The 26,623-nt window shown below is 56.7% G+C and carries 29 protein-coding genes; 27 read left to right on the plus strand and 2 right to left on the minus strand.

Annotation, left to right across the window (positions count from 1 at the left end; all coding sequences use genetic code 11):
• Window positions 1-598 precede the first annotated feature (598 nt).
• The 21 genes from K8I04_09330 (at window position 599) to K8I04_09430 (ending at window position 19,043) form a co-directional block, all read left to right on the plus strand.
• Entirely contained in the window at window positions 599-1,465 is an 867-nt protein-coding gene (locus K8I04_09330; protein MBZ0071910.1) for an integrase domain-containing protein, read from the plus strand.
• A gap of 85 nt (window positions 1,466-1,550) precedes the next feature.
• Entirely contained in the window at window positions 1,551-2,096 is a 546-nt protein-coding gene (locus K8I04_09335; protein ID MBZ0071911.1) for a pili assembly chaperone, read from the plus strand.
• Window positions 2,086-2,874, plus strand: coding sequence for a hypothetical protein (locus K8I04_09340; protein ID MBZ0071912.1), 789 nt, complete (start codon window positions 2,086-2,088; stop codon window positions 2,872-2,874). The genes K8I04_09335 and K8I04_09340 overlap by 11 nt, the downstream gene beginning before the upstream one ends.
• Window positions 2,875-2,879: 5 nt before the next feature.
• On the plus strand, window positions 2,880-3,176 hold the full coding sequence (locus K8I04_09345) for a hypothetical protein (protein MBZ0071913.1): 297 nt from the start codon (window positions 2,880-2,882) through the stop codon (window positions 3,174-3,176).
• On the plus strand, window positions 3,169-3,942 hold the full coding sequence (locus tag K8I04_09350; protein MBZ0071914.1) for a TIGR03759 family integrating conjugative element protein: 774 nt from the start codon (window positions 3,169-3,171) through the stop codon (window positions 3,940-3,942). Before K8I04_09345 ends, K8I04_09350 begins: the two co-directional genes overlap by 8 nt.
• 86 nt (window positions 3,943-4,028) lie before the next feature.
• Window positions 4,029-4,493: a transglycosylase SLT domain-containing protein gene (locus tag K8I04_09355; protein MBZ0071915.1), complete on the plus strand. Its 465-nt coding sequence runs from the start codon at window positions 4,029-4,031 to the stop codon at window positions 4,491-4,493.
• A 64-nt stretch (window positions 4,494-4,557) separates the two neighbouring features.
• Window positions 4,558-5,040 carry an integrating conjugative element protein gene (locus K8I04_09360; GenBank protein MBZ0071916.1) on the plus strand — a complete coding sequence of 161 codons (483 nt, stop codon included), beginning with the start codon at window positions 4,558-4,560 and terminating at the stop codon, window positions 5,038-5,040.
• Complete coding sequence (gene traD / locus K8I04_09365; GenBank protein ID MBZ0071917.1) at window positions 5,037-7,163, plus strand: type IV conjugative transfer system coupling protein TraD; 2,127 nt, start codon at window positions 5,037-5,039, stop codon at window positions 7,161-7,163. Before K8I04_09360 ends, traD begins: the two co-directional genes overlap by 4 nt.
• Window positions 7,156-7,890, plus strand: coding sequence for a TIGR03747 family integrating conjugative element membrane protein (locus K8I04_09370; protein ID MBZ0071918.1), 735 nt, complete (start codon window positions 7,156-7,158; stop codon window positions 7,888-7,890). Before traD ends, K8I04_09370 begins: the two co-directional genes overlap by 8 nt.
• 245 nt (window positions 7,891-8,135) lie before the next feature.
• Complete coding sequence (locus K8I04_09375; protein ID MBZ0071919.1) at window positions 8,136-8,456, plus strand: helix-turn-helix domain-containing protein; 321 nt, start codon at window positions 8,136-8,138, stop codon at window positions 8,454-8,456.
• The gene (locus K8I04_09380) at window positions 8,456-9,712 is read left to right on the plus strand and encodes a type II toxin-antitoxin system HipA family toxin (GenBank protein ID MBZ0071920.1); all 1,257 of its coding nucleotides are present in this window, start codon (window positions 8,456-8,458) and stop codon (window positions 9,710-9,712) included. Before K8I04_09375 ends, K8I04_09380 begins: the two co-directional genes overlap by 1 nt.
• Before the next feature lie 19 nt (window positions 9,713-9,731).
• Window positions 9,732-11,519, plus strand: a complete 1,788-nt coding sequence (locus K8I04_09385; GenBank protein MBZ0071921.1) for a hypothetical protein — start codon at window positions 9,732-9,734, stop codon at window positions 11,517-11,519.
• Between the two features lie 220 nt (window positions 11,520-11,739).
• Window positions 11,740-12,042, plus strand: a complete 303-nt coding sequence (locus tag K8I04_09390) for a conjugal transfer protein (protein MBZ0071922.1) — start codon at window positions 11,740-11,742, stop codon at window positions 12,040-12,042.
• Window positions 12,043-12,051: 9 nt separating this feature from the next.
• Window positions 12,052-12,282, plus strand: a complete 231-nt coding sequence (locus tag K8I04_09395; GenBank protein ID MBZ0071923.1) for a TIGR03758 family integrating conjugative element protein — start codon at window positions 12,052-12,054, stop codon at window positions 12,280-12,282.
• 66 nt (window positions 12,283-12,348) lie between these two features.
• Complete coding sequence (locus K8I04_09400) at window positions 12,349-12,696, plus strand: TIGR03745 family integrating conjugative element membrane protein (protein MBZ0071924.1); 348 nt, start codon at window positions 12,349-12,351, stop codon at window positions 12,694-12,696.
• Window positions 12,697-12,700: 4 nt separating this feature from the next.
• Complete coding sequence (locus K8I04_09405; GenBank protein ID MBZ0071925.1) at window positions 12,701-13,081, plus strand: TIGR03750 family conjugal transfer protein; 381 nt, start codon at window positions 12,701-12,703, stop codon at window positions 13,079-13,081.
• Window positions 13,053-13,706, plus strand: coding sequence for a TIGR03746 family integrating conjugative element protein (locus K8I04_09410; protein MBZ0071926.1), 654 nt, complete (start codon window positions 13,053-13,055; stop codon window positions 13,704-13,706). The genes K8I04_09405 and K8I04_09410 overlap by 29 nt, the downstream gene beginning before the upstream one ends.
• An 18-nt stretch (window positions 13,707-13,724) precedes the next feature.
• Window positions 13,725-14,525, plus strand: a complete 801-nt coding sequence (locus K8I04_09415; protein MBZ0071927.1) for a TIGR03749 family integrating conjugative element protein — start codon at window positions 13,725-13,727, stop codon at window positions 14,523-14,525.
• Window positions 14,526-14,534: 9 nt separating this feature from the next.
• Window positions 14,535-15,932, plus strand: coding sequence for a TIGR03752 family integrating conjugative element protein (locus K8I04_09420; GenBank protein ID MBZ0071928.1), 1,398 nt, complete (start codon window positions 14,535-14,537; stop codon window positions 15,930-15,932).
• Window positions 15,889-16,305 (plus strand): TIGR03751 family conjugal transfer lipoprotein, encoded by a 417-nt coding sequence (locus tag K8I04_09425; GenBank protein ID MBZ0071929.1) that lies wholly within the window; start codon window positions 15,889-15,891, stop codon window positions 16,303-16,305. Before K8I04_09420 ends, K8I04_09425 begins: the two co-directional genes overlap by 44 nt.
• 2 nt (window positions 16,306-16,307) lie before the next feature.
• Window positions 16,308-19,043, plus strand: coding sequence for a conjugative transfer ATPase (locus K8I04_09430; protein MBZ0071930.1), 2,736 nt, complete (start codon window positions 16,308-16,310; stop codon window positions 19,041-19,043).
• A 98-nt stretch (window positions 19,044-19,141) separates the two neighbouring features.
• Here the strand turns inward: K8I04_09430 and K8I04_09435 are convergent, their stop codons facing one another.
• Window positions 19,142-20,005, minus strand: coding sequence for an ImmA/IrrE family metallo-endopeptidase (locus K8I04_09435; protein MBZ0071931.1), 864 nt, complete (start codon window positions 20,003-20,005; stop codon window positions 19,142-19,144).
• Between the two features lie 13 nt (window positions 20,006-20,018).
• Window positions 20,019-20,387, minus strand: coding sequence for a helix-turn-helix domain-containing protein (locus K8I04_09440; GenBank protein MBZ0071932.1), 369 nt, complete (start codon window positions 20,385-20,387; stop codon window positions 20,019-20,021).
• A 152-nt stretch (window positions 20,388-20,539) separates the two neighbouring features.
• Between K8I04_09440 and K8I04_09445 the strand changes: the two genes are divergently transcribed.
• From K8I04_09445 to K8I04_09470, 6 genes are all read left to right on the plus strand, one after another.
• A complete protein-coding gene (locus K8I04_09445; GenBank protein ID MBZ0071933.1) occupies window positions 20,540-20,719 on the plus strand; it encodes a YjzC family protein in 180 nt (59 codons plus the stop codon).
• 1,131 nt (window positions 20,720-21,850) lie between these two features.
• The gene (locus tag K8I04_09450) at window positions 21,851-22,285 is read left to right on the plus strand and encodes a TIGR03757 family integrating conjugative element protein (GenBank protein ID MBZ0071934.1); all 435 of its coding nucleotides are present in this window, start codon (window positions 21,851-21,853) and stop codon (window positions 22,283-22,285) included.
• Entirely contained in the window at window positions 22,282-23,310 is a 1,029-nt protein-coding gene (locus K8I04_09455) for a TIGR03756 family integrating conjugative element protein (GenBank protein MBZ0071935.1), read from the plus strand. The genes K8I04_09450 and K8I04_09455 overlap by 4 nt, the downstream gene beginning before the upstream one ends.
• Before the next feature lie 20 nt (window positions 23,311-23,330).
• Complete coding sequence (locus K8I04_09460) at window positions 23,331-24,692, plus strand: integrating conjugative element protein (protein ID MBZ0071936.1); 1,362 nt, start codon at window positions 23,331-23,333, stop codon at window positions 24,690-24,692.
• Window positions 24,693-24,723: 31 nt separating this feature from the next.
• A complete protein-coding gene (locus K8I04_09465; protein ID MBZ0071937.1) occupies window positions 24,724-25,059 on the plus strand; it encodes a hypothetical protein in 336 nt (111 codons plus the stop codon).
• Window positions 25,056-26,621 carry a conjugal transfer protein TraG N-terminal domain-containing protein gene (locus tag K8I04_09470; protein ID MBZ0071938.1) on the plus strand — a complete coding sequence of 522 codons (1,566 nt, stop codon included), beginning with the start codon at window positions 25,056-25,058 and terminating at the stop codon, window positions 26,619-26,621. Before K8I04_09465 ends, K8I04_09470 begins: the two co-directional genes overlap by 4 nt.
• The last annotated feature ends 2 nt before the right edge of the window (window positions 26,622-26,623 follow it).

Genomic DNA, 26,623 nt, shown 5'->3' on the forward strand with positions numbered 1-26,623 from the left:
CCTGGCGGGCAGCTTGAATTGCAGCGAAGCGCCCTCGTCACTAGCGAGCACAGCGGGGTAGTGACGAGGGCGGCAAACCTGGAAACGACGCGGCTTTGCGGCTGGATTTCGGCGTGACGGGCGCGTGATGCGTTCTTATACTGCCGCCCTCTGATCGATTTTAACCGTGGCCACTGCGTGTACAGTGGCAATTGAGCGCACCCGGACCATTAGACGCGCTACGGCTTTTTGCCGTTGGTCCATCTTCCAGCCAGAACGGACCGCAAGGTCTGCTTTATCCGCAGGCGCCAGCCTGCATCCACTCAACGAGCCGAGACGACCACCAAAGGTGATGTTGTCGACGCTTATATTCCACAAACCGCGGAAATGTATTTCCGCCTCATTAAAAGGAGGTGATATCTAACCATGATCGAAGAACGCCCATCTATGGGTATGTTGGTCTACGCGGACCAACCCCAACAGGGGGAACCCGCGTTGCCTGTGACCAGGCACATTCAGGTCGAATGGGAGTGGTGTCCCATGACTGTTCCGCGTTAGCGGACCCCGACGGCTACGGCCCCTGGGTGGTCAGAAACACTTACCTGAAAACGAGAACACTATGAGAGAACTGAACTACCAACTCAAACAACTCTGCCGGCGGAATCGTGACGGCAGTTACAGAACACAGGCGGATCGGGAACGTCAGTTGACGCTGATCGCCAACCAGCTCCGTGCACTGGGTTATCGAAAGATGAACGCACAGTCGTTGAAACCGAAACATGTTGAAGCATTGGTGAAGCACTGGCAGGAAGGGGACCTATCGGTCGGCGCCATTAAGAACCGGTTGACCGTCATCCGGTGGTGGGCGCAAAAGGTCAATCGTCAGAATGTCGTGGCTCGATCGAACGATCATTACGGTATCCCGGATCGTCAATTCGTGACCAACCTATCGAAGGCGCAGACGGTGACAGCACTGGATCTGGAAAAGGTCCGCGATCAGCATGTGCGGATGAGTCTGGAATTGCAGCAGGCCTTCGGCCTGCGGCGCGAAGAGGCCATGAAGTTTCAGCCGAGCTTCGCAGATCGAGGCGACCACATTGCACTCAAGGAGAGCTGGACCAAGGGAGGAAAATCACGTGTGATCCCACTGCGAAACGAGGCGCAACGTGCGGTGCTTAACCGTGCGGCTTTACTCGCCGGAAGGGGTTCTCTTATCCCCAGTTCGCGCAACTACCGACAACAACTCCGGATCTACGAGCGACATACCGCCAATGCCGGTCTTTCAAAAATGCACGGCCTGCGACATGCCTATGCGCAACAGCGATACCGTGAGTTGACCGGATGGATGGCACCGGCGGCAGGCGGTCCAACCGTCAAGGCACTGACCCATGAACAAAAGACCATCGACCGGCAGGCGCGACTGACGATCAGCCAGGAACTGGGACACGAACGCGAGCAGATCACATCGATCTATCTTGGTCGTTGACAGGCCGATCGAGAAACCGCGCTGATGACTGAATAGATTTCCCGTTTCAAGTCTTGGTAAGCGGCGCAATGATAGCGGCTCAAATATGAATGAGAATTTTTGTTTTCACACGATTGAGACTGATTTGAATATGAAGATCCACATGCCTCGTAATTTCCGGTCATCACTTGTCTTTGTGTTTGGTGTGATGGGCCCATGTGTAGCCATTAGCCAGCAACTGCATGCCAGTGAAGTACAGGTCGGCAGATATTCGGCGCTGCGCGCCATGCCGACCGTCGCACAGGCAGACTTGCTGTCTACGACCATCACTATCCGGTTTCCAGAACGCATTCAGACGCTCGGTGAAGCGGTGCACTACCTCTTGCAGCGTAGCGGTTACCGGTTGGCGGACCACGACGCAGCGAATCCCGCAACGGCAGACTTGTTGGCGCTGTCTTTGCCCGCCGTACACCGAAACCTCGGGCCCATCTTATTGAAGCAAGCATTGGAGACACTGGTAGGACCTGTGTTTCGCCTGGTGCAGGATCCGGTGCATCGGCTGATCTCATTTGAATTATGCATGCCGGTTAGGACAGCCACGCACGAACCGGATCCCAGTTTGAAAACAGAGGACCCGCAAGATGGAGAATGAGACACAGGTGGAGCAGCCGGATAACCGGGAGCGGAATGCCGTGCACGAGAAGAACAAAGTACAAGCAAAGTCGGCCCGGTCATCGAAAAAGACGATCCTGGTAGCCGTCGTGATCAGTGTGATCACGATCGGCGCGCTCGCGATAGTGCGGGGCCAGATCGACAGCCCGCGGAAAGAAGCAGCGGCGGTTGGGCAGAGTGTGGCGGCGCTCGACAAGACAATGGCGAGTGGCATCGGTGCGGATATCGATGGCATGACCATCGGCAAGACCCCTCCACAGACCGGTGGGACGTTCGATACGATCGAGCGCAGCATCGGAAGTCTGACAGAGCGGATCAGCCAGTGGTTCGATTCCTTACGGGCCGATCATTCGAGCATGAATCAGGAGCTATCTGGATTGGCCAATACTGTGAGCGCGATTCATGAGTCGGTCGCAGAGTTGCGTAAAGGTAACGAGGATCTCAAACTACGCATCGACGCCGCGCAGTCCCGATTACAGGCCATCGCCAAAGACGTGCGCGGACTCAAGATCGCAGCGAAAAAACAGGTGGCGAAGAAGCAAAAATCCGCAGCGGCAAAGCCGCCGTTTCACATCGACGCCATCGACTTGTGGGACGACGCTGTCTACGTGGCAATCTCCCAGGACGGTCGAGTCACTTTCTTACGTGAAGGTGAGCAACGGTCCGGTTGGAATGTGACACATATCGATCGGGCAAAGGGGCAGGTCGCGTTTCGTGGTCCTGCAGGACAGGATTATTCGGCATCGTTACGGAGGTAATGCCAATGGAAGTGTTTGTTGCGATTCTTTTGTTCTTCGGCGCCTTCTCAATAGGTTCTGCAACCAGTGATGATGCGGATGATGATCCTGCAGGCGTGGAAATATCTACGGCGGTGAATGTGAAACAAGACCTGCCAGGTAAAGGTGCTGAAGCAGGAGGTGTTGAGCATACGCAATTACCAGACTGTTTGGCAGACCGTCACTTTGTTATCTATCGAGATCTAACCGCTGCATATAAAAACAAGAAGGAGACAGCGACGATAGGTGCTAGCGATAGTGAGGAAGCGTACCCGGATGAGTAATCAATTGAAGTTGGCAAGTCTGATACTGGCGCTTGTGATATCGGTTCCGGCATTCGCCGTAGAGGTGTCCGGCACCCAGGTGAAGGAATCCGACAACAGTGTTTCGGCAACGGATGAAAATACATTGACGTCATCGGAGCGGGCACGTTCCCGTTTATGGGAACTGTCGGAAACGGAATGGCGTCGCTACAAACAATTGATGCAGGGCATTCGCGGCAGCATCAGCCCGTCGACGATCTCACCCATCGAGGTATTGGGAATTCATGCCCGTGACCAGGGTGAGCGTCGTCGTTATGCCGAGCTGTGGACACGCGCCATGCGCGAGGATGTGAGCCGGATATTGGCTTTTCAGCGTGCGTACGATGAGGCCGGAAAGCGCTTGTATCCGAATGAACAGTTGATCGATATCGATCGTTTGCCACGCGCCGACAAGACGAGTTTGTTGCAGCCTGGAGACCGGGTGCTTTTCTTCACCCGGACGGATTGCCCTGTCTGTGATGCATTGCTGGGAAAGCTCCTCAAACGCATTGATGCGGTGACGGGTATCGATATCTATATCGCTGGCGTGAAGTCCGGTGATGACCAGGCGGTGAGAGATTGGGCGGCCGGTCATTCGATCAAACCCGAGTGGGTGCGCAGTCGCCGTGTCACCCTCAACCACGAGGCGGGTGTACTCGAGAGACTCACTCAGGGGAAAGGAAAGATACCTTATATATTAAGACGGCAGGGGAAGGACCTGTCGGTGCTTCACGCCTCGGAGCTCTGACTATGGTTCGGGCACGACCCATGGGCGTTTGGCTTGGTGCCGTGCTCGGGGTCGTCTGGTCGACAGCCGGGTGGAGCGGAGAAAACGTGCCAAACGGTTACCGCGCAATCGCGGCCGAATACGAAATTCCCTATTCGGTTCTGTACGCCATCGCCCTGGCGGAAAGTGGCATGGGTTCGAACGACAATAGCATTCGTCGTCCATGGCCATGGACGCTCAATGTCGCCGGACGCGGACATTATTATTCTTCGCGCAAAAGTGCGTGGCATGCTCTCAATTATTTTCTCGCCCGCGGTGAGCAATCCATTGATATTGGCCTGATGCAGGTCAGCTGGAAGTATCACAAAGACAAGTTGGGCAACACCTGGCAGGCGCTGGATCCGTATCACAACTTGCGGATCGCGGCAGTGATCTTACAGGACTGTTTCAAGCAGCGGCGCGATTGGTGGGCCAGCGTTGGTTGCTATCACTCCCCTAAGAGTTCGGTGCGTGCGCAACGCTACCGACTACGGGTCGTCGGTCATTGGCAGCGGCTGGAAGTAAACGGGTAACACATCCAAATGGCGAGGCAATACAATGGCCCAATATATAAGGAATAGTATCGTACTGGTGGTAATGGCCATGATCCCGTTGGGTGCATGGGCAGGGGTGACCGTGATCTATGACAGTGGCCAAACCCGATCGCTGGCACCGTATCTTGAGATACTTGAGTCCAGCGAGCGAGCAACCAATAGCCAGCCAATCCGCAGCCCCAAGCTCGGTGCCGCAGACATTCAAGCACTGTTGCCGATTCGCTCGCCTGGACTGAGTCCGGGGACGGTGCAATCGCGGGCGCATAATCGACCGTTTGCCCGTCCGTTCTTTCTCATCGGTTCCGATCCCCGGTCCAGGCAATGGCTCGTCAACCACCGGGAACGCCTCAAGGCGATCGGCGCCGTAGGCATGTTGGTCCAGGCAGAGACGCGGGAGGATTTGCAGACCACTGCCAATTTGTCAGGTGGGCTACCCATCATGCCGGCATCCGCGGCTGATATCGCGGCCGCCCTGAACATCTCGCACTATCCGGTATTGGTGTCATCACAAGGCATCGAGCAGTGAGTACGCATCCCATCGAGGCCTTGCTGCGCCCTCCGGTCGAATTGTGGTCGACGTTAGTGGCTTTCGCAACGGCGGCCATCGCTATGCTGGCCCCTTGGGCGCTGATGATGCCACCGGGCGTGGCCTACAGCGCCGGTACGGCGCTCATGCTGATCGGAATGATCCGGGCCAGGCAGGCCTGGAGGGTCATGCGGTATCAACGCAACATGCGCAGGTTACCCACCTACCGACTACGTGCCGACAAGATCCCGCTCAGTCGGTATAAACTGTTTCTTGGCAAAGGCTTTCGTTGGACCCAACAGCACACCCAGCGGTTGCGGGACACCCTCCGGCCCGAGGTCCAACACTACGTGCAACCGAGACGCCTGTATCAATGGGCACGTCGCAAGGAAGTGGCGTGGGAATCGATACCGCTGTTGAATTTACTGGCCCACTATCTTCGTTCGCGCGGTTGGTGGAATCCCCTGGCGCCGCTTCCGCCGGTCGGTGGAAAACCGGCCCTGCATGCCGTGGAACCCGACGAGCAGGATGTCTGGATGGATATCGGTGAGCGCGTCGGTCACACGCTGGTGTTGGGTACGACACGCGTCGGCAAGACCCGGCTTGCCGAGATTCTCATTACCCAGGATATCCGGCGCGGCGATGTGGTGATCGTCTTCGATCCGAAGGGGGACGCCGATCTCCTGCGGCGGGTATATGCCGAGGCCAAGCGGGCGGGACGCGCCAAGGACTTCTACATGTTTCATCTCGGTTACCCCGAAGTCTCGGCCCGTTACAATGCCATCGGAAACTTCTCGCGCATCACCGAAGTGGCAACCCGCATCGCCAACCAACTCCCGAGCGAGGGCAACTCCGCGGCCTTCAAAGAGTTTGCCTGGCGCTTCGTCAATATCATCGCCCGCGCCCTGGTGGCGTTGGGTCGTCGGCCAGACTACAACCAGGTCCGCCGCTACATCAACGACATCGAGCCGCTGTTCGTTGAGTACGCGCGGGCGCACCTGCGCCAGCACGGTGCGGAGGATTGGCAGGAGAAGGTGGCCGAGATCGCCGCCAACATCAAGGAACGTAACCTGCCCAACTCGCTGCGCGGCCGCAACAACGAGGCCATCGCACTGATGCGGCATCTGCAGGAGCAGGATCTCTACGATCCCGTGCTCGACGGTCTGGTGTCCGCCTTCAAATACGACAAGACCTACTTCGACAAGATCGTCAGTTCCGTCGGACCGCTGATGGAAAAGCTCACCACCGGAAAGATCGCGGAACTCATATCGCCGGATTATCTGGACGAGACCGATTCACGTCCCATCTTCGAGTGGATGGATGTCATCCGTCGCAAGGCTATTGTCTATGTCGGCCTCGATGCACTGACCGATACCACCGTCGCCAGTGCGGTGGGCAATTCCATGTTTGCCGATCTGGTATCGGTGGCCGGCCATATTTACAAACACGGCGTGGACGTCGATCCGATCAGTGCTACCCAGGTTACCTCAAACACCATGCCGACAATCTCCATGCATGCCGATGAGTTCAATGAACTGATCGGCGACGAGTTCGTGCCGCTGTTGAACAAGGCCGGCGGTGCCGGTTTTCAGGTCACGGCCTACACCCAGACCTGGTCCGACGTGGAGGCCCGCATTGGCAGTCGCGCCAAAGCCGGGCAGGTAGCGGGTAACTTCAATACGCTGATCATGCTGCGGGTCAAGGAGCTGGCCACCGCCGAGATGCTGACTGACCAGCTGCCGAAGGTCGAGGTGTTTACCCTGATGAGCGTATCGGGCGTGGACGATTCGTCTGATCCGGGTTCCGGGGTGGATTTCAAATCCCGCAACGAGGATCGTATCAGTGTCTCGGAGGTCCCCATGCTGACACCGGCGGAGCTCGTGGCGTTGCCCAAAGGCCAGGCCTTTGCGCTGTTAGAGGGCGGCCATCTCTGGAAACTGCGCATGCCACTCCCGGATACCCGCGGGGATCTCACCATGCCGGCGGGTCTGGCGGATATCGCCAACGAGATGGAGCGGACCTATATCACCAACGACCAGTGGTACCGCGTGCAGGAGCCGTGGTGGATGGCCGTTGCCGACGTTTCGGAGCCAAGCGAGCCAGCGGATGGTGTCGATGGCTGAAACAGCCACCGATCCGCGGCGAACAGCTGTTCAGCAGGGCTTGTTCACCAGAGGTCTGGCAACGATCTCGCAAGCGATCCTGTGGCTGCTTTTCTCCCTGTTGTTTTCGATCATCGTCGAGTGGGTGGGTATGGTGCTCTGGTGGCCGGAGCAAGGCCTCGACCACAGTCGCACAATGCTTGCTAAGGAGATCAGCTATCTGGACACCGACTTCCGCCGTAGCGTCGTGACATCAGATCCTGCCCGTTTCGCCAAAGAGGTGGCCGATGGGACTTATCACTACCTGTTTGAGGTTACGAGAGTCGTGGCTTTTATCCATTGGGTCTCTCCACCACTACGACAGGAAGAGCAAGGCATGCGGCCGACATTGCACAAGATCTACCGGCCACTCGCTGAATTTGTAATTGCGGCCATGCAGGTGACCCAGGTGTTCTCGGTACGCCTAGCGATTCTCAGTTTGGCGACACCGGTGTTCCTGTTGTTCAGTCTGCTGGCTTTGGTTGACGGTCTGGTGCGACGGGATCTTCGCCGCTGGGGAGGAGGGCGAGAGAGTTCATTCGTGTACCACTATGCCAAGAAGGCAGTGCTACCACTGGTAGTGATCACCTGGGTAACGTATCTGGCACTTCCGTTCAGCCTGCATCCTACCTTTATCGTGATTCCATTCGCCGCACTGTTTGCATTTGCTGTAGCAGTGACCGCGAGTACGTTTAAGAAATACCTTTGAAAAACACGGTCGGGATGGAGCAACTTCCCTGATGCAGGTGATCCTGGCCAGGGGCCCATAATATCCTGGAAATGTTCACAATTCTGGGTGTTAAATCAAGTTACGTTCAGAATAATGAACGTAACGATTATTGTCATTTGGGTGGTTACTGTAGATATATTGATATAATGTCCATAATTATATACACTATATAGGATAGTGACCATAAAGATGGACGAAACATGAGCAAAACCCAACTAGATTTGATGGTGCCGATTCCGGTCAGGCGGGCGGTGCGTAAGCTTGGACAGGATATCCGTGATGCCAGGCTCAGGCGGCGTATTTCAACGGCTGTCATGGCTGAACGGGCTTCTATCAGCCGGACAACCCTGAATAAGATAGAAAAGGGCGACCCCGGCGTTTCGCTGGGTAACTATGCCAATGTGCTCTTTGTCCTGGGTATGGCTGAGCGGTTGGGTGATCTCGCTGATGCCAAGACGGATACGGTGGGTCTTGGGCTTGAAGAGGAGCGTTTGCCGCAACGCATCCGCAAGTCGCCTCGGTCTGGACAGAAGAGTAAAGCGTGATGGAAACAGAAGTGTACGTCTATGTGGATATTGCTGGTACGCCGCATCTGGCTGGGCGACTGTGGGCGCGCGTGCGAAAAGGCAGGGAAAGTGCCACGTTCGAATATGATCCGGGCTGGCTTGAGAATGCAGATCGTTTCTCCCTGGAACCGGCTCTGACGCTGGGTCCGGGTCCCTTTCATACGCCTTCAGGTAAACCCCTGTTCGGTACCATCGGCGACTCCGCGCCCGACCGCTGGGGGCGGGTGCTGATGCGCCGGGCTGAACGGCGACGGGCAGAGCGCGCGGGAGAGACGCCGCGCACCTTGATGGAATTCGACTATCTGCTCATGGTTGATGATGAAGCCCGACAAGGCGCCCTTCGCTTTGCCAGGCAGGAGGGCGGCCCGTTTCTTGCCGAACATGGAGCCGCTCGCATACCGCCGCTGATCGATCTGCCTCAATTGCTGTCGGCGGCGGAGCATGTCGTGGGTGACACGGATAGCGACGAGGATCTGCGTCTGCTGCTGGCCCCCGGCTCATCATTGGGCGGTGCGCGTCCCAAGGCGTCTGTTCGCGACCGGGACGGTCATCTCGCCATCGCCAAGTTTCCGCACAAGGACGACGAGATCAATACGGTTCTGTGGGAGGCGGTTGCGCTTCGGCTTGCGGCAAAGGCGGGTATCCCCGTGCCCGACTGGCGAATTGAACACGTACTGAACAAGCCGGTGCTGTTGCTGCGTCGGTTCGACCGGGAACAAGGGCAGCGCATTCCGTTTCTTTCAGCCATGAGTATGCTCGGGGCCAGCGACAACGAGTCACGCAGTTACCTGGAATTTGTCGATGCCCTGCGCCGTTATGGCGCCAGCCCGAAACAGGATATGCATGAGCTGTGGCGACGTATCGTCTTCAATATTCTGATTTCCAACACGGATGACCACTTGCGTAATCACGCCTTCCTCTATACCGGCCCGGACGGTTGGCGCTTGGCCCCGGCCTATGACCTCAATCCGGTACCCACGGATATTAAACCACGCATTCTGACAACGGCCATCGATCTCGATGACGGCACAGCTTCGCTGGATCTGGCGATGAGTGTGGTGGGTTATTTCGAGTTGGATGAAGGTAAGGCTCGCGTGATCGCCGCCGAGGTCGGGAAGGCTGTGACAACCTGGCGCGAAGAGGCTGCGCGACTGAGTTTGACGCAAGCCGAGATCGATCGCATGGCATCAGCCTTTGAACATGAGGAATTGAAGGCGGCGCTTTCTCTTTCTTAATGTTGGCGAAGGAATGGCAATGACGAAATCTCAGGCGAATAAGGAGAGGGCTGTTGACGATAAGCTGCTTACTCTTCCTGTCAACGCGGGACGGGCCATTGTAGAGGCCGGTGCTGTCATCGCTTGCCCACTGCTGGGTACGGATCGATTTATCAAGTTTTGTCGTGAGCGTGGTCTGTCAATTGATCGAGAGCGTCTATTACGGCTCGAACGTCTGGGCTTGTTTGCCCCGGTTTTCCGGGTAAGGACGCCAAAAAAAGATACGCCGCCATTTTATATTCCGGTCCGCAAGGGTAATAACTGGTTTACCAAGAAATGGGCATGGGATACTTCCGGCATTCGCCTCGCCTATAAAGTCCCCGATCATAAGGATCAGGCGCAGGAAGGCTATTACTCCATTTTTCAAATCGATTATCTTCATATCGTTCTCCAAGAGTTGACACTTCAGGTTCAACTGGATTCCTATCTGGATCGAAATGAAGTGCAGAGTATCGACTGGCAGAAGAATGGCGAAAGTTGGATGCAGTATGCAGGAAGTCGTTTGGAGAGTCTGCGAACACACGAGTACCGCCGTAGCGTGGCGCTGCTATGCCAGTTTATATCCAACCGTTATTTTCCAAAGACGCAGGGTGACCAGAGAACGATACAGGTGGGTGGAGGCCACTATTCGGATCATTGGATCAGCGTCAACGGGTTTGACTGGAAGTGGCATGACGAGATTCAGAATTGGAACCCGGAGACAGCGGAGCGACTATTCGGAGTAACACGTGAAAAGCTGCACCATGCCTACAATGGTCTCGCGGTTGCGCAAGCGCACTGCGATCCTCTTGAGCGATGGTATCAACTTACGCAGTTTGTCGCTGTTGGTGAGCGTGCAAAGTTGAAAGGAGATGCTTTACGGGCTGAGACGCTACGCGCCGGTGCCCACATGTTGCGTCTTCTCTATAAAGATTTATATGAGGATGAACTGCCAAACCCGAACGAAGTCACCGGGACGATTATTACCCATATCCCTGAGCTACCTGTCCGCCAAGATCCACGCCGTTATCTTGATTTCGTGGTCAACCGTTTTGGGCTCAATCCCCAGCCGAAGCTCTCGCTCATTGTGGAAGGCCAGAGCGAAGAAGTCGCGGTGCAAAAGATCTTTGAAAAATATTTCGGCGTCCATCCCGGCGTATATGGGATCGAGATTATCGTGCTTGGTAGCGTTGACGTGGCGACCGGGTCAAAAAAGGAAGACCGTTTCAGGGCAATCCTTAGGCTCGTCGATTATCTGCATCATCATCAGACATTCACGTTTCTTATACTCGACAATGAGAATTACGCGGAAAGGCTCAAACAGGAGTCACGTAAATCCAAGTCCATCCATAGCAAGCAGCGTTATGTAACGCGGCCAGAATATATCAGCATATGGAAAGATGCATTCGAGTTCGATAACTTTTCGTGCAGTGAAATTGCTGCCGCAATGAACGAGCTGGCACAGGGATATGCAAGTTTTACCGCTGCTGAAGTGACCGCTTGTAAGAAAGATCCTAACCCGGGTTCCAGCCTGCAAAAACTTTATAAGGACAAGGCTCAATATGGCCTTCAGAAAATCAAATTAAGCGAGATCCTGATTGAACATATGATGTCGCCGGATTCACGGCGCAGGATTGAGAACCGTCCTATCATCAAGGTGCTGGAGCGTGTGGCGCGACTAGCCGCCCGAAATCCATTTCCAACGATGCACGAAATCTGGGAGAAGAATCAGGCCTCGAAGTTTCTAGGCAAGAAACGCAAGCCAGTCAGGAGACGAAAAGGCTCGTAGCTGACTAAGAGTCTTATACCAGACCAAAGCAAGTCTTACACCTGGGGAGCAAATCCGTAATTACAGGGCTCAGGTCTCACCGTAAGGTGCCACACAAAGAAGATCCATATTCACCGCCACCCTCGATTAAAACCCCGCACGACACGGAATTGATTTTCCGTAGCCCGTTCTTTCCCGATGCCCCACCATGCGCTTCATGCACAACACGGGGAAGACATCGATGCGAATTACCCATGTCCTGATAGCAGGACTTCTCACTACTGCATTACCGACTCAAATCGCCTTCGCTGATACCGATGGTGAACGTGCGGCGCTGGCGAGAATTGCTCATGAGCTTGAAGCGCTCGAACCGTTGATCCGTGAAGCCGAGGCTCAAGCTAACCCGGACGCCCGTATTCGGCTCCGCTACGACTGGTTGCGTCAGGACCTGTCCAGAATCCGGCAGGGTATTCAGGAACACATCGATGTGCCTCGGGCAGAGCCACGAACTTTCCCGCCATTGCGTGGCGACTATCGCCAGTGATGGATGACCATGACGCCCGCTCAGAACACCGCATTTCAGGCAGGTTCCGGAGTCACCGCCCCGACGCTGCTGACAGCTATCGCATCCGTGGTGCTAGTACTCGCCTTTGTCTGGGTGATCTGGGTGACGTTGGGCACATTTCGGGCCTGGCAGAACGGTCAAGCGGCCTTGTTCGATGTGATCTGGAGTGCACTGCGCGCAAGCATTGTGCTCATGGTGTTGGGATTTTATCTGCGGTGAGGCGTTTGCCATCACTGCATTAATAATTCGGGGAATGGCCCCCGTTACCTCGGAGGAAAAGCAATCATGATGAAAAAACTTAAAAAAGGTGCAGCCGCAATTGGGCTGTTGGCGACATCCACATATCAGTCTGCATGGGCGGCCTTGCCGACGCCGGTGGCACCCAGTACGGCGCCGGCGGCGGGTGACTGGATCGCACTCATTTCGGGTTACATCAAGGATGGTGGCCTCGTGCTGGGGCTGGCCATTGCCGTGCTCGGCTTCCTGTGGATCGCCTATCTTGGGTTCGCGAAGTTCAATGAGGCGCGACAGGGCAAGGCCGAGTGGGCCGAGGTCGGTGTGCTGGGCATTGTCGGCGCGATTGTGCTGATCTTCGCCAGCTACCTGCTGACTGAAGCCGCGGGCGTCATCTAAAAGGATGGCACATCGAGGGGACATTCTGGCTGACCGGCTCAATGTTGAGCCGGCGATCTTCAAGGGTTGTTCGTCGTCCGAACTGGGCGTCATTGTTGGTGTGGCTGCGCTCATCTGGTTACCTGTCAGTCTCCTCCTGGCATGGTTGATGGGCGCGGTCACCATGGGCTTCGGCATCGCCGGGGTGGGTGTGGTCGCCACGGTCATTGTGACGGCCAGTCTGTTTCAACGTCTCAAGCGTGGCCGACCGGACGGTTATTATCAGCAACAGATCATGATTTGGCTGGATGATCATGGCTTGCGTCGTTCATCATTTGTTCGGCGCAGTGGCGCCTGGTATATCGGGAGGACCTGGGATGCAACGTTACCGGTACGAGATCGATAACGTACGTTCTCATCTGCGCTCGCTGTGGATCATTATCGGTGTGCAGATTGTCGTTATCCTCGCACTCTGGTTTGGCTGGAGTCAGTCACCCAGGTATCTCACCGTGCACGTCCCGCCGGATCTTCGTTCCGGTGCAACGCAGAGCATCGACGAAGTGCCGCCGGCTAACGTCTACGCCTTCGCCTTTTATATCTTCCAGCAGCTCAACCACTGGTCGGAAGACGGCGCGCAGGATTACGGCAAAGCGATCTTTCGTATTTCGCCGTATGTCACGCCGCGCTATCGGGCCGACCTCATCGCCGATATGGAATTGAAAGGTAAACAGGGTGAGTTGGCCTACCGTGTACGTGGCGTGCAGGAGGTGCCCGGTCATGGTTATGCGGAACAGCGGGTGGATGTGCTTGCACCCGGTGTCTGGGTGGTGTGGCTGGACATTGACCTGTTCGAGTCGGTGAAAGGAATGACCGTGAAGAAAACGACCATCCGTTATCCGCTTCGCGTCGTGCGTCTTTCTATCGATCCGGAGTCGAATCCCTGGGGCCTGGCGCTGGATGGTTTTGCAGCGAGCGGACCCCGGCGGCTGAGTGAATCTGAAATTGGCGATAAAACCGGTAAAGACAACTGACGGACTAGAGATTAAGACATGTTGACCACCAACAATAAACGCGGCGTGACGTACTGGATAGGACTCGGTCTTTTGTTTGTGCACGCCCTTGTGTATGCCGAATCTCAAATCACCGAGCGCATCGAATGGAAAAAAACGCCCATCCATCTCGACCTCAAGGTGGGCCACGAACGCTTGGTACACTTCCCGGCATCGGTGAAGGTGGGTGTGCCTGCAACCTTGCAACCATTGCTGCGTACCCAGAGCGTCAACAGTACGGTGTACTTACTCGCCAACGCGCCCTTTGACGCCACCCGTGTGCTGGTGCGCACAGTCGACGGTGGACAGATCTATCTCTTCGATGTGTCCGCGTCGAAAGAGGGAGGCCAGACGGATCCCGTGCAGGTATTCGTGAAGGAGGTGGGTGAGAACAAATCGGGCCAAACGAATCTATCCGTCGATAGCAACGAGACAACTGCGCAATACAACTATGTCGCCCTGACCCGTTTCGCGGCCCAACAACTCTATGCCCCCGCGCGGCTCGTACAAGACAGGCCGGGCATCGTGCGTGTGCCGGTGGCGCGAGGTTCCATCCACCTGCTACGCGGTGCCGCGGTCGATGCCGCGCCATTGGTGTCGTGGCGGGCAGGCGGTCTGTATGTCACGGCCGTCAAATTGACTAACCGTAGCGAACAACCACAGACACTGGATCCGCGCAACCTGCGTGGTGCCTGGCTAACCGCGGCCTTCCAGCACAATCGTCTATTGGCCGCTGGCAGTGAGGCAGACACCACGGCCGTGTACCTGATTTCGGCACGGCCGTTCGCGGCCTCGCGATAGGGGGTATCCATGGCCATAGCAACCAGTAATCGACTGTTACCCCTTCTCGCCGGCGTGGTGGTGCTCATGCTGGCGTTCGTCACCCTCAAGTCATGCTCGAATGAGCCAAATGACCATGTCGTGATGGACACCGTGCCGCAGGCGCCGGTGCCGGATGCCGATACACCGGCGGATACCATCAAGACACTGACGGCCAATGTCGCGGCCATGACTGCCGAGGTCGAAGCCTTGCGGCAGAACAACACCAAGCTTCATAACGAGAACAAGCAGCTGCTGAACAATCGTGTCCAAATCGAGGAGAACGTCACGACGCGCGTCAAACGTGAACTGCTGTCGCGCGAGCACGATCAGGAGGCGCGCCAGCGCATGGATTCGAGTGTGCTGTCTTCACTGACGGCGCGGGTGGATGCCTTGTCGCAATCGTTGTCATCAGGGAAATCGACCCAGAGCGCCGGCGATATTCCGGTCGGACTGGGATTCGATGGTGGCAGAACGGGTGCACAACCTTTCACCGGACTGGTCTGGATCAATCCGCTGGATGCCATCGATACGGATGCGGGTGCGGCGAATGGGAACGGTCTGTTGCATCAGGTTAGCCAGTCAGCAGGTAGTGCAGCGAGCAGCGCCCGTGAACAGACCGGCAACCTCGCACGAGAGTTGGAGACCGTGCGTCCCATGTATACCGTCCCGCGCAATGCCACACTCATTGGTTCGACGGCGATGACCGCCCTGGTCGGCCGGGTGCCGGTGCGAGGGCAGGTGAGCGACCCCATGCCGTTCAAGGTGATCACAGGGGCGGACAATCTGGCCGCCAACGGTCTCAGCGTGCCCGGTGTTCAGGGCATGGTGTGGAGCGGCACGGCGATCGGCGACTGGACCTTGTCCTGCGTCACCGGCCGGCTTGACTCGGTCACTTTCGTCTTCGACGACGGAACCATTCGCACGATTTCCGGTGATGACCGCGGTGGCCAGACGGGTGGTAGCAACCGCCCCCTGGGCTGGATCTCGGACCAACAGGGTATCCCGTGCATCAGCGGTGATCGCAAGACCAACGCACCGGCGTTTCTTACCCAGCGCATTGGTGTCATGGCCGTTCAGGCGGCGGCCGATGCGGCGGCCGCGGCCGAGACCACCTCGGTTGTCAGTGATGCCGGCGCGGCAACCAATAATGTCACCGGTGATGTCGGCACCTATGTGCTCGGCAAGACCATTGCCGGTGGCAGCGACGAAGTCGCCAAGTGGCTGCTGGAACGCCAGTCCCAGAGCTTCGACGCCGTGTTCGTGCCGGCCGGCACCCGACTCGCCATCCACGTCGACCGTGAACTTCCCATCGACCTCGATCTTAAAGGCAGGAAACTCAATCATGCGAAATCTGTTAACCCCTATCTCCGCACTCGGCTTGATTAGTCTCGTACTGTCGGGCTGCGCCAGTACCAAGGACGCGGTGTTGCCCCAGGATGGTCCTCCGATGAAAGCAATCTACGAGCAACACATCCAGGAGATGGGCGCGCACGATCCCTTGGTGGTTCGTGAGGCGCTGGGAAATCGTCCTGTTGTCGACGGTGAGGGCGCGCTTCATGGCTATACCCGAGAGGCCTACAATGAGATCGACACCACCTTCCCCAGAGTGCCGAACCCGAGCCTGGTGATGTATGTGTTTCCACATCTGGCGGGCAACGAGCAGGTGCCGGTACCCGGCTACGTCACGACGTTCCCGATGTATGAGCGGGTCGAGTACGCACTGCCCGGTGAAGTGCCGAGCCAACGGCTACGGCAGTGAGTATGGCAAAGTTTCTGTCACGCGCATCATCGAAGCAGGCTCACGATCCCGCGGAAGCGCCCGTCACCACGGCGTCGGTCAAGCGTCTTTATGATCGTCCACCGTCCTTTACTGATCTCTTGCCCTGGGTCGAGTACGACCCGGACAGTCGCACCTTTCTGCTGGAAGACGGCGTCAGCGTGGGCGCCTTGTTCGAGATCCTTCCCGTCGGTACCGAGGCCCGTACACCCCAGTTCATGACGCAACTGCGCGATGCCATCCAGACGGCACTCACCGATGCCATTCCCGAAGACGATGATGCCCCCTGGATTTTACAGGTCTATGTGCAGGACGAACCGAGCCTGCAAGGTTTTCAGAAAGAAGTCGCGGCCTATGCACAGCCGGGTGCCAAGGGCACGGTATTCACCCGGCATTTTCAGGACGCGTTCTCGCAGCACCTGGATCGGATAACCCGTGCCGGCGGCCTGTTCGAGGATACCGCCGTAACGGGTACCCACTGGCGTGGACAAGTACGCCGGGTACGCGCGACACTCTATCGCCGCTTGAAAACAAAGGGAAAGCTGCCTCCAGCTATCGAAGTCGAAGAAGCAATGAACGATGTGGCGACCAAGTGGGTCGCCTCACTGGCCTCGGCTGGCATTCGCGTGCGACGGAGTACCGGCAAGGATCTCTACGAATGGTTGCTCAAGTGGTTCAATCCAAAACCCGCGATCGCAGACGGTGATCCCGACAAGCTGTTAGAGGTCGCCCCGTATCCCGGCGACGAGGACCTCCCGTTTGGCTATGACCTGGCCGAGCGGCTCACACTCACAATGCCGCGTTCGGATAACGAAACCTCGACATGGTGGTTCGATGGTCTGCCGCACACCGTGGTTACGATCCAGGGATTACGACGGGCACCGGAGGTGGGGCACATGACTGCCGAACGTCAGGCCGGTGACCACGTCTTCTCGCTTTTCGATCGCCTGCCGGAGCACACCGTGATGGTACTGACCTTGACGGTCAAACCGCAGGATTTCACCCGCAACCACATCGCCCAGGTCAAGCGTGCCGCCGTGGGCGATTCCGCCGAGGCCGCACTGACACGCGAGGATGCAGAACTCGTCGAGCGGGAGATGGCACAGGGCAACAAGCTTTATCCACTGGGTATTGCTTTCTACGTGCGCGGTGACCATTCCAAGTCACTGCGCGCCAATGTGAATCAGCTGAATGCATTACTGCTGCCCAATGGCCTGCAACCGATACTGCAGGAAGCGGATCTGCTTGCACTGGACAGCTACATGCGTAACTTGCCGATGGCCTATGATGTGTCGATGGACAAGTCCAGTCGCCGTTCACGGTTGGTCTTCTCCAGTCATGCCGCCAATCTGTTACCTCTGTATGGCCGATCGAAGGGAACCGGTCATCCAGGCTTGGTCTTTTTCAACCGTGGCGCCGAACCCTTGACCTTCGATCCGTTGCATCGGGCCGACCGCAAGAAGAACGCTCATATGCTGATCCTCGGTCCCACCGGGGCGGGCAAATCGGCACTCCTGGTTTATCTGCTGCAACAGATGGCCGCAATGTACCGCCCACGTATATTCATCATTGAGGCAGGTGGTTCATTCTCGTTACTGGGTCAGCACTTCCAGGCCCACGACGTCTCCGTCAACCAGGTCACCTTGAACCCGAATGTAGATGTAAGCTTGCCACCGTTCGCGGATGCGTTACGCGTGTTGGATAAAGAACGCCGCGTACACATTCCCAAGGATCCGGAGGAGCTGATCGATGACGACGATGAGCTCGAAAGTGAAGGTGGCGGTCGGGATATTTTAGGTGAAATGGAAATCGCCGCCCGGATCATGATCACCGGCGGGGACGAGCGCGAAGACGCGCGCATGAGCCGGGCCGATCGGCTACTGATACGGAATGCCATTTTCCTGGCTGCGAAGACAGTAAAAGAAAGTGGCAGGGATCAAGTGATCACCGAGGATGTAGTCACCGCTTTGCACGCCATCGGACACGATCAAAACCTGCCCGAACACCGGCGCAACCGCGCGATCGAGATGGGCGACAGCATGGCGCTGTTCTGCTCCGGCCTGGCCGGCCATTTCTTCAACCGGCCAGGCACCCGCTGGCCCGAGGCCGATGTCACCATCCTGGAAATGGGCATGCTGGCACGGGAAGGTTACGAGGATCAGCTCACCGTGGCCTACATTTCCATGATGAGCCACATCAACGATCTGGTCGAGCGCCACCAACACGACGCCCGGCCCACCCTGGTGGTGACCGACGAGGGACACATCATCACTACCAATCCCTTGCTGGCCCGTTACGTGGTCAAGATCACCAAAATGTGGCGCAAGCTCGGCGCCTGGTTCTGGATCGCCACCCAGAACCTCGAGGATTTCCCCGACGCCAGTCGCAAGATGCTCAACATGATGGAGTGGTGGCTGTGTCTGGTCATGCCCAAAGAAGAAGTCGAGCAGATCGCGCGCTTCAAGGACCTGACCGACGTGCAGCGCAGCCTGCTACTCTCGGCCCGCAAGGAGCCCGGTAAATACGTCGAGGGTGTGGTGCTCTCCGACAATCTCGAAGCCCTGCTTCGCAACGTGCCGCCGCCGTTGTCATTGGCACTGGCCATGACCGAGAAGCACGAGAAGGCGGAGCGTGGCGCCATCATGCGTGAGCGGAACTGCAGCGAGCTTGAGGCGGTTTATGTTATCGCAGAGCGGATTGCAGGCAATCGTGGGAATTGAAGTATCAGTATTTGATGAGCCAATATGCGCTCATGGGTGCGTGCTTGGATGTGTATCATCGTGTGTCAGGTGCTGGCGCAACTGTGGTCAACGACGTTTTATCGTTTTGGCCATGGCAATTCGCCAGTTAGTTCGGGTAGTAGTTCATCTTCATCTGAAGACTCCCGATGGGAGTTACGCCCTGTGTCATAGATCGTTTCCAGCGTCAGCATTGAGAAAGTTTGCCCCCATTTTTCCAACACAATAGCCTCTTCGTAGCACGCAAAACGGGAGGCGGAGTCGCTTGCACTCCAAATTGATCCGTCCGAATCAGCAGTCGCCTCACTTTGACCAGTTCTTAATGCGCTGTCAGCTGCAGATCCTGTTGGCAACTTGATGCCTATATTGATCCAGAATCTCTGTTCTCTGGCAGCGCGAGAAGGTACCACGTTTTTGATGACCCCATTTTCGGCGAGGACGAAAATATTCAACTCTCTTGATGCTTGTGCAAATCTTGAGGCTACACAAGTGCGTGATGCCTGGAAGTCATCCGAAAGTTTATTGATAGTGGAAATTTCATATGGCAGTTCTTCCGTTAATGGCAATATCAAATGCCACGGGACTAGGCATTCAGCAGCAAATACATCGCAAAGTACTTCTTCACGAGGCCGGGAAGTGTACGACTCGAGTTGATTAGAAGAAATCTTATTTCCATGATTAGATGGTAATTGAAGCGCTTCGTGTGCGACTTCATGCATGATCGTAAAGCGTTGTCGATGAGGCAGATCGTTGCTGTTGACGACAATGATGTGTCTATCAGGTAGCTTTACGACGTGTCCAGCTTCGTTGGGACCTAGTTGATCGCTGCTTTTGATATGGAATCCTAGCTGGGCGGCGATGGCGTTAACATCGACGGGATATTGATTTATGCGGAGATCCTTCAGGAGACCGCGCGCTTTTGAGATTGCAATGACATCATCCATCAGGGAGCATCCGCTAAAGTTCTTGGATAAGCTTGATCATTTTGAGCCAATCATCTTCTGACTTAGGCCGCTCACCTCGAAAACTCATCGTTGCCACGGGTTCCAGGTACGACCATTCAATATCCGGGCGAGACACCATGATGCTGTATAGGGCATCGTCGATTTCCCTATCTGCCAATAATGCAAAGATTTGGCGTTCACGCTCATTCAATCGCAATGCTTTCGAGAGCTTCTTAATTGTGGATTCCGAGGGCTTATCTTTATCGCCTTTTTCCAAGCGTGAAATATAGGCGTGGTCTAGGTTCTCCGCTTTATCTTGCAACTGTCGTAGGGTCAGCCCTCTTCGTTCCCGGGCTTGTGTGAGATATTCGGCTAATTTCATTTCTTCTCCCGATAGGGGCTTGTATTTAATGAATGGGTAGTATACATTGTTGTCTGACTGGACAACAGACCCGCGTTTCCATTGGTACGGAACGTGGGTTTTAAATGGCAGGACTGTTGTCTGGGCAGACAACATACTGTGGAGGATTACTCATGGGTAAACGTAGTGAATACAAGCCGGGGCAAAAAGCTCCGAAGTCGGGGCAGTACGAGATTATCGGACCTCGTGGCGGAAAGGGAGCAGAACGAACCGTAACTAGGGGGGAGCCTCTACCGCCGACGCCAACACCCGGTTCCAAATATCGATTGGTCGACCCGACTAAACACAAGTGATCAGGTGATTGAGTAAGGAATCTGGGAGAGAGTCGTGGACGTGGCGATAGAAAATGCATTACGGAAAATCGGCTCCCAGCTCGATCAACGAATATTTCCGAGAGTCAAAAACGGCGGGTTCGTAACGCCCAGCGAGCTTACCGTACCTTCAACCTTGGGCGAGGAGAAACATCATGAAAGACAGAGAAGATCCGCAACCAAACCACGGAAAGGGCCCCCCGGAGGGGAAAGGACGGCCGGAAGATCATGGTCGCCCCGTCAAGCCACACCGTTCGTCTGCACAAGTGTTCAAGTCCGCTATGAAGGCGAGCTAGATGCGATTCACCGGGCTTATCCGGGGACAAAAGTGTGGGAACAGGCAGACGGATTATGGCTGCTGACTGAGAGTTCATTGTTACCAGGACTTCAGAAGGCAGCCATTTTTCTTGTTGGGATTTCCTACGAGAGGAACATCGTACGTGCCTGGGGTTTCTGGAGATGTTCCCTTGGCGGGTTAACGTGGATTGGATCTCGTCATACGAATTTCCCTGACGGTTCGATATGTGCGTTTCATCCAACAGATGGAACATGGAATTTCGGCGATCCTATCGTAGAGCTTTTGGACCTATATACCCTCTGGGCATTGCGACATCTTTATTTGGAAGTTTTCGGTCGCTGGCCTGGTCAACAGGCAGTTCTTCATCCGTACGAAAGAATCTTAGAGCTAAAAGAAGATGAGTATTGCGGATGTGGTCGGTCCTATAAGTTATATGGGGAATGCTGTCGAGAAAAAGATTTCTTGAGGAATCGCCTAGCGGATGCAGTCAACTTTATCATTGAGTTTGCCGGCGGACTACGGGAGCCGCCTGATGCTGTTGTGCGGTCTGTTCGTGGGCAGTCAGAACCGCCAGCAGTCAACGATTTGTTGAAGTAATAGTAAGGCCATTTTCCTGCTAACACTCTTCCACGCAGTTTGCTTCCTAACGCCGCCTAGAGAAAACAAAAAGCACCCCGCACCTTGAATGAGTTTTCGGTTCCGTGATCCCCACCAGGTGAGCCACGATAGCCCATCGTATTGTCAGTGGGCTATTCGTGGAAATGACAGGGAATACACGTTCAATTTGTTTCGCCAGTTGGGTGTCACTTGTTCTCGTGATCCTCGCTGGCAATGTCGTACAGGCAGCCCGGATTGAGGCGGTGACTCCCCAAGTCATTGAAGTGTTCACCTCATCCGATCTGCCCATCACTGGTGGGGCTGTCATAAGCCCGGTTCCAGGTCGCCCGACGTCCGAACTGCAAATCTACGAGCTGGACGGTATCCAAAGCATCGAGGCGAAGCTGTCTAAAGACCTTACGGCCGATCCAGAGCAATCCAAACGCGTCGTACTACAACGCTTCCAGCAGCTGCATGAGGATGATCGCGCGCGGATGCAACGCGCCGCGATGGGCTTGGCGAAGGCGCTTCAATACGGCGTCGATCGCTATCCCGCTATCGTGTTCGGGGGGGAGGTTGCGATCTATGGTGTGACCGACATCGGTGAAGCATTGCATTGGTATCAGCAGTGGCAGGCAGGTCGGAAGCAATGAGGGGGCAGCGGTTTCTGTCGCTTGGCTTGGCCGCGTTACTGTTGATGCCAGTTGCCGGCAGGGCGGGTTCTATCACTACGCCAGAGATCGTGGCCAAGACCACGGCCGCGGCATTGTCGTGCATGCAGTGGATGCCCATCGGCACCTGTTTCTGGCTGCGGTGTACACCGTTTGGTTGCAGTGTCAGAACCTCTCTCAAGGTCGGGCATTACAACTCGGATCTGGTTGTTAGTAGCTACAACGAATTGGGTGGCAACCCCTGGACAGAGATTCGAGCGACCCTGGGTCTCGCCCAGAAGACGGCGGCCACGGGATTGCTCGGTTCGCTGCTGCCAGTTCCCATCGACAGCGCCGGCAACCGCACCGAAGGGACATCCGGTAATCGCGATCACAAGAACATGATCTTCCGCGAGACGGATGCCATCGGCCATCCGCTCAGTTCTCTCTCCGGTATCGTCGCCGGTGTGGGCATGTTGTGCGAGACGGAGACGACGTCCTTCATGCCGTATTTCCAGTCCGGCCTTGATGCCCTGTCCTGGCGTCAGGAAGTGCCAGAGATTTTCTACCCTGCGAGTTTCATTCCGGGGCTGCGTGAGATTGGCACCTGGCCGTTGCAGACCTGGGGTGGGGTGTATCCGCGTACCGGCTGGACCACGCAGGCCGAAGAGCCCAAGGCCGCGGCGATCAACGCGCAGCGGGCGGGGGACATCGTGACCCGCACGGGGCAACCGCATGTGTACGTTTCGGTCACCGCCTCGTCGTCATCGAGCCAGCGGGTGTGGTCGCCCGGCCCGCTGATGGAGAAAGACCGCCGCACCGGCACCTGGCAGATGCTGGTGCCGCGTACCGAGACGAGCTGTGATGTGTTCGGTACCAATGACCTGGCGACCCTGACGGGCTGGGGTGGTGGCAAGGTCGATAGCGAGGGCGACTATGTCTGGAATCTCTGGCGTCCCTACAAATGCTGTCAGCGGCGCGGCCAGTGGTTCCTGTTCGATATCGACTGGATTTCCTACCCGCCATGAGACACAAGCAAGGATACCCAATGGCCACGACCCATCGATCCACACGGATCATTTCACGCAAGGCATGTGCGTCACTGCTGATCGTCCTGTCTGTATGGAACAGCGTCTACGCCGCCAAGGCGCCGACGGAAGACAGCCTGTGGTATTACGAGATCGGTGGCGCGGAGCCGGTATCGGTGCCGGCCAATCCCTCGGTGGTCTCGGTCACCCTGGGTGGCTCGGCGCAGCTCGGACTCGGTTACAGTTGCGGCAAGTTCGATCCCGTGGCGGCGGTCACCAATACGCTGAATGACATCAGTTCCGGTGTCGACAATATGCTGAACGCCATGACCGCCGCGGCGAGTGCCGCTATCGCGTCCCTACCGGCGCTCATCCTGCAACGGGCCAACCCCGGACTCTATGACATGTTCCAGAATGCGCTGCTCAAGGCCGAAGAGACCATGCAGCTTGCCACCAAGTCCTGCGAACAGATGGAGGCCGAGATCGCCCAGGGCAAGAATCCCTATGCCGATCTCATCACCTTATCCAAAGGCAACGACTGGAAACTACAGATGGGCGTCGGTGGCAATGATGCCGTGACCGCAAAGGATGCGGTTGAGACATCGAATGGTGACAACGGTGTGCCATGGATCGGTGGCCAGGCTGGTGGTTCAGGTCAGCCGCTTCTGGAGTTCACCGGCGATATCGTCAAGGCCGGTTACAACCTCAACATGAACCGGCCCGTCACGGCGGTGGGACCGGTGCCGCCGGCATCGGCAACCCGGCTGTCCGAGGTCTGGGCCACACCCGCCGATGCCAGAGACTGGGTGGTGGACGTAGTCGGCGAGAACATCGTCACCACCTGTGACACCTGCCGCAAGGACAGTATTCCCGGCACCGGTCTGTTGCCAAAACTCTATCAAGAGTCGAGCACGGTGACGGTGGAGATTCAGAACCTGGTCAGTGGTGCGACGCCGCCGACGCTGGCAAACCTGGAGAACATCACCGCGCCTGGGGTGGCCATCACGCGCCAGGTCATCGAAGCAATTCGGGAGATGCCAGCCTCCGAGCAGGGCCTGATCATGGGCCGGCTGGTCTCGGAGATCAGTACCGCGCGCACGGTGGAAAAGGCCCTGTTCGCCCGCCGGCTCTTACTCACGGGCCGGCAGGTGCCGGAGGTCTATGCCACCGAGGTGGCCCGCGAGCATGCCGACACCTCCATCGCTGAACTGGACAAGGAAATCGAGAACCTTCTGTTCGAGACCCGGGTGCGCAAGGAAGTGGTCTCCGACACCGTGAGCATGTTGCTCAAGCGCGCAGCGGCACGACGCCAGTCGTCCTTGAACACACCTACCGTACCGACGATCGATCCCAGGCCTTTGACCAATGGCCGCGTCCCGTAACCGGTTAGCGATGCGCAGACGCTGGTTCGTAATGCTGACATTGTTGGCATTCGGGTTGGCGTTGGGCATTGGTGCCTTTCTTTGGCACTCGGTGCAAACCTCGTCCGTCGGTGTAATCCAGACCCGGATCGACGTGTTGAAGCCCGTGTTGACCACGATCCGATTTCTGCTGATCGGCATGGTGGCACTGTCATGGCCAGCGTTGATCCAAGGCCTCCATCGATGGGGCCGTGTTGATGAAGCGGGGGCGGCACGCTTGCTGTCGCTGCGTTGGCGGATCGTAACCTGGCTGGTCGTAATCGAACTGATGCTTGGACAGAATCTTCTGGGCCGATTTATGGCTGCATTGCAGGGAGCCGGTGCATGACCGTCGACAGCTATCTGGAACTGTTTACTACTTTGTTCGGCTGGGCCTTCTACGGCATTCTTTGGGATGTGCTGGTGGGAACGGGCATCGTGTTCCTGCCCTTTCTCGGTATCCTCATCGACAACTGGCGGGAGCCGGCCGAAGGCGGCGAGTTCGGCACCGTCACCGGGTTGTCGCTGCGCCGTATGGAGATGGAAATTTTCATCGCGTTGTTGGTCGTTGTTCTGGCCGGGCAGCCGGCCGCGCTAACGCCGTTGAACGCCGGCACGCTCAGTTACATACCGCCGCCGACCTTGATCGACCCCACACCCACCACGGCGACCGTCGCCGCCTCTCAGAGTACCTACGGCACAACCGGGTTTACGGGTTCGCCGGCAACGGTGAACATCCCAGTGTGGTGGTATGCGGTGCTGGCCATGACATCAGGTCTGAACCATGCGGTAGTCGAAGGGCTGCCCTCTGCAGCGGACATGCGTACCTATGAACAACAGGCCCGTCTGGCCACCATTGCGGATCCGCGTCTGCGACAGGAAGTCAGTGATTTTTTCAGTCAGTGTTACATCCCGGCGCGCTCGAAATACCAGGCCGAGCGGCCGGCAACGGCTGCGGTCAACGCTCTGTTGGGTACCTACGGGCCGGACGATCCCGACTGGATGGGATCACATGTCTATCGCGACACACCAGGTTATTACGACACCCTACGACCAGCCATGCAGGTCTCAGGCTGGACCTACAATGCGGCGCGCGACACGGAATACGATCTGGCCGCTCCACCCACCTGGGGCAAGCCCTACTGCAAACAATGGTGGGAAGACGGCTCGATTGGTCTAAGAGAAAAGCTGATTAACGAGGCCGATGCAACATCCGCCGGATTTTCAGGCCTCGTTGTCGCCGTGGCACCGGCACTGGCCAGTGAGAAGCAGAATGACGCCGTCGCCCGCATCGTACTCACCAACTCCCCGCCGAGCTGGTCGAACAATGACCTCGTGGCAAACAACTCCGGCAGCACTGGGTTGGTGAGCAATGCGGAGAACATCGTGAAAGGCGGGTTGGCCTCAGGCGGCGTGGTCGCGGCATCGGCCATGTTCTCGGTGACCATGACCGCGGTCCTGCAGGCACTGCCCATGGTGCAGGCCGTGCTCCTGCTCGGCATCTATGCCTTGCTGCCCATGGTGGTGGTGCTGTCGCGTTACTCCATCTCCATGATGGTGATCGGCGCCATGGCCATTTTCACCGTCAAGTTCTGGAGCGTGCTCTGGTACCTGGCGCTGTGGGTGGATCAGAATCTCATCATGTCCATGTATCCGGACGTCAACATCTTCCTGCAGATCTTCGCCAACCCCGGCGAACATGACATTAAACGCATGCTGCTCAACATGATCACAACTAGTCTGTACCTGGGCCTGCCGTTGCTGTGGAGCGGGATGATGGCGTGGGCGGGGGTAAATATCGGACGCTCTATTACAGCGGCAACTTCACCATTGGCGCGACCGGCTGATGATGCAGGAAGGCAGGGAGGGAGTATCGGTAAGGCGGCAATCTCAAAAGGGATAAAGAGGTAAAC

The organism is Gammaproteobacteria bacterium, from assembly GCA_019911805.1.
Taxonomy (GTDB): Bacteria; Pseudomonadota; Gammaproteobacteria; order Thiohalobacterales; family Thiohalobacteraceae; genus JAHJQQ01.